At 40.1% G+C, this 9558-nt stretch carries 7 protein-coding genes and 1 pseudogene; all 8 read right to left on the bottom strand.

Annotated features, from left to right (window positions below; translation table 11 throughout):
- Window positions 1-88: pseudogene (locus FTT85_RS07335) on the bottom strand (IS1595 family transposase); the annotation flags it as partial.
- Between the two features lie 53 nt (window positions 89-141).
- The gene (locus FTT85_RS07330; RefSeq protein ID WP_180183220.1) at window positions 142-1179 is read right to left on the bottom strand and encodes an ELM1/GtrOC1 family putative glycosyltransferase; all 1038 of its coding nucleotides are present in this window, start codon (window positions 1177-1179) and stop codon (window positions 142-144) included.
- The gene (locus FTT85_RS07325; protein ID WP_180163278.1) at window positions 1172-2164 is read right to left on the bottom strand and encodes a glycosyltransferase; all 993 of its coding nucleotides are present in this window, start codon (window positions 2162-2164) and stop codon (window positions 1172-1174) included. The genes FTT85_RS07330 and FTT85_RS07325 overlap by 8 nt, the downstream gene beginning before the upstream one ends.
- 14 nt (window positions 2165-2178) lie before the next feature.
- Window positions 2179-2988, bottom strand: a complete 810-nt coding sequence (locus FTT85_RS07320; protein WP_180183219.1) for a polysaccharide deacetylase family protein — start codon at window positions 2986-2988, stop codon at window positions 2179-2181.
- 12 nt (window positions 2989-3000) lie between these two features.
- Window positions 3001-3891 (bottom strand): mitochondrial fission ELM1 family protein, encoded by an 891-nt coding sequence (locus FTT85_RS07315; RefSeq protein WP_180183218.1) that lies wholly within the window; start codon window positions 3889-3891, stop codon window positions 3001-3003.
- 82 nt (window positions 3892-3973) lie between these two features.
- Complete coding sequence (locus tag FTT85_RS07310) at window positions 3974-4900, bottom strand: branched-chain amino acid transaminase (RefSeq protein WP_180183217.1); 927 nt, start codon at window positions 4898-4900, stop codon at window positions 3974-3976.
- Window positions 4901-4918: 18 nt separating this feature from the next.
- Entirely contained in the window at window positions 4919-7678 is a 2760-nt protein-coding gene (gene glnE, locus FTT85_RS07305; RefSeq protein WP_180183216.1) for a bifunctional [glutamate--ammonia ligase]-adenylyl-L-tyrosine phosphorylase/[glutamate--ammonia-ligase] adenylyltransferase, read from the bottom strand.
- A gap of 92 nt (window positions 7679-7770) precedes the next feature.
- The gene (locus FTT85_RS07300; RefSeq protein WP_180183215.1) at window positions 7771-9057 is read right to left on the bottom strand and encodes a sensor histidine kinase KdpD; all 1287 of its coding nucleotides are present in this window, start codon (window positions 9055-9057) and stop codon (window positions 7771-7773) included.
- Window positions 9058-9558 lie beyond the last annotated feature (501 nt).

The following is a 9558-nucleotide window of genomic DNA, read 5'->3' as shown; positions in this document are numbered from 1 at the left end:
AGGCTGTTTTGGAAGCAGGAATATCAACACAAAAGCATTGAATAATTTTTTTAATCTTGTAGTGACTTAATTTACTGTTTTCTATCATGATTCTAGACTAACATAATCATTTTGCTAGTCTAGAGCCATTTATTTTATTGATTATTTTAAGCCATTTTTTAAAATTTGACTGAATAATTGGGTATGTGATTTTAAATCCAGCTGTTTAAGCAAATCACGTAGTACAACCGGAGAGGCTAAATGCCATAAAATAAGTTGCTTCTGTTGTTGCAAAAAATCCAGTTGCTGCTGAATATCTGCATCTGATATACTCTCGGGTTCCATAACAATCAAATTTTGTTCAGCCATAATCACCTCAGCGACCATGGAAGTTGAATCAGGGCTTGCCAAAACCCAGTCTGCGGCTTTAATAAAGTCTTTTACATCACAGCTCTGCCCTTGTGCGACCCATACAAATTGATCATTCTTATGGATAATGTTTGCTTGCTGCAATACTTGTTCCAAAGATTTTTCAAAGACGATTGGAGTACGCCGGGAGGAGCTCAATAAAATTCTTGCCTGTGGATATTGTGCGCGAATTTCCAATAAAGCCTGTCCCCATTTTTCCACCGATCCTATTTTTACAGTTTTTGTATCTGCCCCCAGTAAAACAGTAATTACCTGTTCATTTTCCTCAATCCCCAGGTGCTGACGTGACTGAGTTTGTGTTAATGGCAATGCTGTCATTTTGTTGGGCGCAATCGGATAATAAACATAATGAGGAAATTGTTTTTGTTCTTTATGAATAGTAAATACAACATCAAACAATCGTGCTGGGATCCCATGTAAAGAACTTGCAACAATATTTTGAGTTTTATTCTGTTCACAGAAATACTGTTTCAATAAAGCATTTACCACAAGCGTGTTTCCACCCGATGAAACAATATAACGTATCGTTCGATTATGAAGCCGAGACCATTCTTCCTGAGTTATAAAGTATTTGAGCCAAGCAGTATTACAGGAAAATTTGAGTAAAAATCTTAAATAACGGTAAAGCCATTTATCAGGAAGTTTAATTGTAATCCATTTTACTTCGAATTCATTGGATGCATTAAGCAACTGTACCAAACCCTGCGTCTGTGTTTCATGACCCGCTTTACCATCAGAGATCGCCAATATGAATGGCTTCACTTCATTCATCAAGTACTGATCCATAAACTTTTTCAATATTATCAATCATACCATCCAGTACCAATTGCTCTTTAGCAAATTCAAATACAGGCTGGTGATCCATTTGAATTTGTCCAAAATCATTCAAAGCTTTCTGTATTAACAAATGCAATGCCGGGACGTCATTTTCAGGACATAAATATTGCTGCGGTAAAATAACAGCCATTGCTCCAACTGCAGTTGAAATCATGGGTGTTTCACACAATAACGCTTCCACCATGGTATAAGGACAACCTTCATAATGAGAAGACATAACATAAAGCGAAGCCTGTTGCATTAAGCTGGTGATATCCGTTCGATAACCTAATAATTTAACAGTATCATTCAAATGATTATCACTGATGAGCCGTTCCAGTTTTTCCTGCTCAAAACCTTCTCCAGCAATCCATAATTCAGCATTTTCGATACCTTTCCACGCCTGAATTAAAATATCAAAACCTTTAACAGGCACCAATCGTCCCACAGCCAAAACAATCGGCTGTGCAGGTTTTTTGATCGTAGGATTTAAAATAGGCGGAACAATCCCATTCAGGACAACACATTTATTTGGATGATTTAATACTTCTGCTGCATTTGGGCTAACGGCAATCACCGCATCAAAATTCTTAAACATTTTTGTGTTTTTCTTACGGCTATGCAGCGTTGCAACACTTTTTTGTTTAAGGAATGGCAACAATCCCCCAACCATGACAGCTGCCTTGTTACCATGCACATGAACGATATCGGGATTTAATGTTTTTAAGGCTTGATATAGTTGATATAAAACCCACAGATTACGGCGACTTTTGCTCAGATCAACTGCAATAAAATTAAGCGGCACCAAACGTGCTCGGTATTTTTCATGCGCAATTACTGTAACAACATGTCCATGTTGAGTTAAGCCCTGTGCCAATTCAACTACATGTTTTTCTAAACCACCCTCTTCATCACCGGCCATGACCAAACAAATATGCATGATTCTTCTCTCTGTTATAATCCACGCTGACCAAGTTTCAAACGGCATTTCACTGCCAACATCGAATCTTTACCACTAATTTTGATCCGTTGTAATTGCATAAAGTCAGGACTGAGACCATCAATCCCCTCTTTGGTGGTCACAGCATTACTATAACCTGCTTCCTTTGCCAGACATACATCACGATTCGAATAAATACCAAAAGGATAAGCAAAACTACTCACAGACGTACCAATTAATTGCTCTAATTGTTTTTTAGATTCTGTAAGTTCAAACACGCATCCTGCATCATCTAATTTATCCAAATTGGCATGCGTCAAAGTATGCGAACCAATTTCAACAAGACCACTATGTGCCAAATACTGAACTTGCTCATCATTCAGTTTAGGTTCTCGCGCTAACTCACCGCTATTGTGATGAGCTTTTTTATAGGTTGACCAGTCTCGGTCATGACGATCCACCACTACATAGATCGTCGCTTTAGCTTGATATTTTTCTAAGATTGGATAAGCATTTTCCAAATTATCCAGATAACCGTCATCAAATGTGATGGCAACAGTTTTTTCCGGATGCTGTCCCCAGTTTTGTTGCAACTCATGCATCGTCACAAAATGAAAACCCTCGGCTTTCATCCAAGCCACTTGCTTTTCAAACTCTTCAGGTTTCACCCTCAACTTATTAAATTTTGCACCATCAATGTGTTCGCGTACCATGTGATACATTAAGACGCGCGGTCTTTTCCAATCTACCGCTGGTTTCCACCATGCATATTTAAGACTAAATGCAATCATCAAAACCAACAGAAAAATGAATATATAAATCACGGTTACGACCAGTTATTTTGTCAAAAGATATGTTGCCACACGATCCGCTTCTTTAAAAGCGCTAGGTTCAGCCAATTGCAAAATTGAACTTGATAAAGAAACCAGGCCCTTTTGCAAAATCAAATCTATTGAACCTGTAATCCGATCTTCCTTCAACCGATCCACTTCAATCACCCCGACTTTACAACCCGCGGTGAGAGCCTCGTAAATCATTGAAACACTATCTTCAGTCACCCAAACTGCTTCAGCTTTTTGCATTTCTTCAAAAATCCAACCTTGCGGCGTATCCTCAACAGGGAAAATCTGCAATTTTTCAATATTTTTCAACTGCGTTAGTTCTGCTAAAAATGCTTTTGGTGTGCGCCGTGAAGTGGTCAAAATGATTGCTGAATTTGGATTCTGCTCGACTATCTGCTCAATCGCTTGGAGCACTTTAGCCGCATTCCACTGATGGCGTTTTGAAGAGCCACCCAAAGCGATCAGGATTCGACCGTGCTGATGCCGCTCCTCATTCACAATAGGATTTAACGCACCTTGTGTGGTTAGTACTTTATTAGATGCCTGAATACCATCGTGCTGTGGAATTACCGCATAATCAAACCATGCAAACGGCAAGCTTGGTTTCATTAAAATAATGGTTTTGGCTTTGTTATACACCTTGCCCAACAGCCATACTCGAAAATGTGTGTGGCTACCGACGCCAAAAATATAGGTTGGCTCGTGTTCTACGGCATGAAGCTGATGGCTAAATAGCGCAGAAATAAGTGTCACTATAGGCAAATCATAAATTGAAATTTCTTGAAATGTGACTACTTCCTGAGATTGGCGCTGCATGGCTTTAAATAAACCCAAAGCTTGTGAGCGATGTCCTGCTTTACCATCACTGACATAAACAATATGCATAGTCACGTTCCAAAAATTCAATATCTTCAAGCCAATAAAAAAGGCGAAACTTAGTTTCGCCTTTTCATCTTAACCGATCAGCTTATTTTACGTAAGTTAACCAGTGCGCATATTTAGGGTCTTTACCCTGAACCGCATTAAAGAATGCAGTTTGGATTTGCTCAGTGATTGGACCACGACAACCTTCACCAATTTGACGGTCATCATATTCACGGATTGGCGTCACTTCAGCAGCCGTACCTGTGAAGAATGCTTCATCAGCAATATAGAATTCGTCACGTGTAATACGACGTTCAACCACTTCAAAACCAAGGTCTTTCGCAATCGTAATAATGGTTTGACGGGTAATACCATCAAGTGCACCACCCGCGATGTCAGGAGTATGAATCACGCCATCACGAACTAAGAATACGTTTTCGCCTGAACCTTGACATACATAACCTTGTGGGTCGAGTAACATTGCTTCGTCATAGCCAGCATGTGCCACTTCTTGGTGTGCAAGAATTGACAAAGTATAGTTACCAGATGCTTTTGCTTTACACATGGTCACGTTTGGATGATGGTGCGTAAATGAAGACGTTTTAACACGAATACCCTTCGCCATCGCTTCATCACCAAGGTAAGCACCCCAGCTCCATGCAGCAACAACAGCATGAATTGTATTGTCAGTTGCTGCAATACCTAATTTTTCTGAACCAATAAAAATAATTGGACGTAGGTAGCAAGAAGCCAATTTGTTTTCACGAACCACATCAATTTGAGCTTGTTCTAATGCTGCATGATCAAATGGGACTTTCATTTGATAAATTTTTGCAGAATTTAATAAACGCTTAGTGTGTTCTTGTAAACGGAAAATAGCCGTTCCATTCGGAGTTTCATAAGCACGGACGCCTTCAAACACACCCATGCTGTAATGCAATGTATGTGTTAATACGTGAGTTTTCGCCTCACGCCAATCAACCAATTGTCCATCTTGCCAAATAAAACCATCACGATCAGCCAAGTTCATGGCACACACTCCAAATTTTTATACACAGTCATTTTTATCCAATGCAAACGTTGCAGTTGGATCAATTAATCTTTGCCATAGCTTGCAAACGACCACTCGGGTATCGTGCCAATCGTCAGCTGAAACTTGCATGGATTGATTCGCAAGTGCTAAACGGTGGCTCTCGGCTCGTTCACGGAGATAAGCTTGAATCAATGCTGTCGCATCGGCGCTGGATAAGCAATCCGTTCTTGCGGCATCCTCAAGGATTCGTACGTTGTCAGAGTAATGGGCGAGATCGGGATTCGACCCACTCCATGCTAATACTGCATACTGTGCCATAAATTCGATGTCAACGATACCACCTGCATCTTGTTTTAAATGAAAAATTCCATCTTTTTGCTGCTCTTTAGAAGAACCTAGATGGTCTTTCATTTTTTGGCGCATTTTTAGCACTTCTGCACGAACATTGTTCTCATCTCGTGGCTGAGTCAAAATATTGCAGCGCAAGTTTTCAATTTCAATCCGTAAACTGTGCTCACCTGCAATCGTTCTGGCACGTACTAAAGCTTGATGCTCCCAGACCCAAGCATTTTTATGTTGATATTGCTCAAAGGCTTTTAAGCTGGTCACCAATAACCCCGCCTCTCCCGAAGGTCGTAAACGTGTATCCACCTCATACACTCGACCATCTAGGGTTTGCGTAGTCATTAAGGACATAAATTTTTGTGCCACCCGCATAGCAAATTCAAAGCCACTAATTGGTTTCTGTCCATCCGTATCGGCTTGTTCGTCCATATAGTGAATAAACACCAAATCCAAGTCCGAACCATAACCCAACTCGATGCCACCCACCTTGCCATAGCCAATCACCGCAAAAGCCGTGTGATCAATCGAACAACGCTGCCCTTCTGCATCGATTGGATAGCCATGTTTTTTGGCAACAATTTGATATGCCAAATGCAAGGTTGCATTCACCGACACTTCAGCAATATCGGTCAATGCATCCGACACTTTCATCAACGGACTTTCTGCCAAAACATCACTAGCAGCTACTGCTAAGACATTGGATTTTTTAAATAATCGAAGAACACGCATTTGGTCTTCGACTTGATCAATTTCAATTCGAAGCAGTTGTTGACGTAGAGAGTCTTCTAAATCTTTACGCTTTGGCAGCTCAAAATCCATCGACAAAAACTCGTCCAACAGCACGGGATAATGCGTCAATTCTTCGCAGATCCACGGACTCACTGTTGCCATTTTCACTAATCGTTGTAATGCCCCTTTGCTCTCAATCAGCATCACCAAATAGACCGTACGGCGCAGCACCGACTCCACCAAAGGCATGAGACGTAGTAAGGCCACCTGAGGTTTATCTGACTGTAATATCGCCTCAATGAGATGTGGCCAAAAGGTTTTTAAGCGCTGTACAGCTTTGGCAGGTAATTTTTTCAGCGCATGTCCATACCAAAATTCGTGAATTAAATTTTTGGCATCATCATCTAGAACATCGTTCAACTGGGCTTCTAAATGACTAAAACTTTCCAATAACGGATCGGGTTCTTTTTCTTTAATAAGATGTTCAAATTGGTAAATGACTTTGGCACGCTTCTGATTGAGTACATTCAAAAAGTCAACCCAAGATGCAAAACCTAAAGTATCTAAAATACGTTGGCGTGGTTCAGGCTCATGTGGCAACGATTGGGTTTGCTGATCATTGAGCGCTTGTATCGCATGTTCAATGCGACGTAAAAATAAATATGCATCTTCTAGATCAGCAACTGCGGTTTTTTCTAATAATCCAACTTCACCTAAATGATGCAGACTCACTAAACATTGACGGTCTTGCAACTCGAGTTTTGAACCGCCATAGATGAGCTGAAAGACTTGAACAATAAACTCAACTTCACGAATTCCGCCTGCACCGAGTTTAATATCATCTTCGATATTACGACGTAGCACTTCACGTTCGATCATGGCTTTCATGTCACGCATAGCTTCGAAAGCGGTGTAATCGACATATTTGCGGAAGACGAAAGGTCGGGTCATTTCCAGTAACTCTGCGCCTTCTTTACCGCCCGTGACGATACGTGCCTTAATCCAAGCATAGCGCTCCCATTCACGTCCATGCTGGCTTAAATATTTTTCTAATGCCGCATGACTGATTGCCAAGGCAGAACCATCGCCCCATGGGCGTAGACGCATATCTACACGGAAGACAAAACCATCTGCCGTAATATGGTCAAGCAAGTAAATTAATTTTTGTCCCCATAAAATACAGAACTGCTGCACATCAATACATTTTCGACCATTGGTTTCACCCTGTTCATCAAAGGCAAAAATAAGATCAATATCACTTGAAAGATTAAGTTCCTGTGCACCAAGTTTTCCCATGGCAACCACAATTAGGTCTTGAACTTTCCCCTTATAGCCTAGCGGTTCGCCATATTTCGCAATCAACGGATTCAGTGCAAAATCTTTTGCCGCACAGATAGAAGCATCGGCAAAGTCTGAAAGCTCTCGAGTTAAGGTAACGACATCGGTGAGTTGATTGGCATCTTGCCAAATCCAACGAAACATGAGGCGTGCGCGCAGCACACGAATTACACGCATCCAGCTATTTTCATCTTGAATTTCAGCGAGGCTGCTTGCGACAAAATGTTGAATTTGTGCTGTACTGAGCGAGGTTTGAAACTGATCAATTGCATAGTCTTGTTCTAAACTGGCCTGATGGATTCCGAGCACCTGTTCAGCATATTGACTGGCACGTAATGTTTTCTGCAATTGCTCCGCATTCATTTCACAAACCCTAGCGTGATTTTTTTCTAGTTATAACAGTTGATAACGCTTAGGGAAAAGTATTTTTAGGCTTTTATACCAATAGACGGACTTTAAAGTTCGCTTAAGGTCGCATCTTTCTGTGCACTGCTACTCTCGGTACTTAAGGTTTGATGCAGACTCGTCGCCTTTGGCAACCAGACTTTAAATTGTGTGCCTTCACCTTCTTTCGAGTTCACCACAATTTCACCCTGATTTAAGTCCACAAAGCGCTTACAAAGGACTAAACCCAACCCCGTACCACGTTCTCCTGCCGTACCTTTAATACTAACCGTCAGTTTTTGCTGAAATAAATCGTCAATCTGAGCTTGGGTCATGCCCAATCCAGTATCCTGAATGGTGAATAAAATCCGTTCGCCATCTCGTTCGGCAGAAATCGTCACCACACCTCGTCCATCGGTATGAGTAAATTTCAATGCGTTTGACACCAAGTTTTGCATCACTGATGTGATCATATTGATATCTGCATTGACTTTAATGCCTTCAGGCACGGCGTTGATCAGTCGGATATTTTTCTTCACAGCCAAGCTATTTAAGACATCACTCACAATTTTTGCAGACTGATGCAAATCAAAATTAATCGGGTGATAAACAAAGCGACCACCTTCTGCCATAGCCCAGTTTAATAAGCTTTCTAAAAGGTTATACGTCGACTGTGTGGTGTCATATAAATAGTCTGCAATATTTTGCACACTCGAATCATCTAAGGTATTGCGTTCCTGCGCCAAAACTTCAGAAAAACCCAGTAGACCATGAAAAGGCGCTCGTAAATCATGAGCAATAATTTGGAAAAATTTAGTTTTACTAAAATTGAGTGCCGACTGCTGTTCATAGGCTTCTTTTAATTCGGCATTTTCAACGCGGAGTTGAATGATATTGACTAGACTTTGTACAAATTCTTCGACAATCTTTAATTGTTTAGCTTCAAATGCAGTGACTTGATCATCAAACAAAATTACTTTACCAATTGAATCCTGATTATATTTTAAATCGAATGCCACTAAACGCCGATGCCCTAAACCCAGTTCCTGCATATAGTCACAGTAAGCTTGGTAATTTTCAGCATCGTGATCTATACGGGACTGTTCAGCAAAAAACTGATCGAGGCGATCATCATCGGCTTCGGCCAAAAAGGCTTTAAATGTGTGCTCTGAGGCATACCAGATATAAGGCTCATTTTTAAACGTTAGGACAGCGTTATCGACTTGCACGATACTGCGCGCGAACTTTAAAAATTCTGCAATGCGGTTGTCGTCCGTATAGACCCCCATCAATAAAGACAAACGACAGGCGGTCAATAATTCGGTTTGTGTCCCAATATCTAGTAAACGTAAAGCCATCCTGTTGCTCTCCTCAGGGTTTACCTCATCGATAAAAACCAACTGCTACGATCAAGATTAATAGCAAAAATAGCCATAACACTCAATAACAAATTCTAACAAAAAGACCAAGATAATTTACGAATCAGTCATTTAATCGAACTTTCATTCAATTAGAAAATAAAAAAATCTATAAAGAACATCAAATTAAATGCAATACAAAAATTAAAATAATAAAATTAGAAACTTAAATTAGTTTGAATTTTATTGACTGTTTATTTTAAATCGTACTTTTCGCGTTTTATGCAAACTAAAAACACGACTAAAAGAAATATTCACTTACATAAGACCTAAAAAACTGGGCTTAATTTTCTTTAACTGCATCACAAAAGATAGTGATATTCATGACTATTCTATGACCAAATTGCTCATCAAAATGCTTGTTTCAATCAGCTACACTAAATGAATCTATTTTTAAGTTTTTCTATTAGACTAATTTATTAGTATTTATGAGTTGTGAGT

This window comes from Acinetobacter sp. YH01020 (assembly GCF_013420275.1).
Lineage (GTDB): Bacteria > Pseudomonadota > Gammaproteobacteria > Pseudomonadales > Moraxellaceae > Acinetobacter > Acinetobacter amyesii.
The sequence above is the reverse complement of the archived record's forward strand: the minus strand, read 5'-3'. Positions and strand labels throughout refer to the sequence as shown.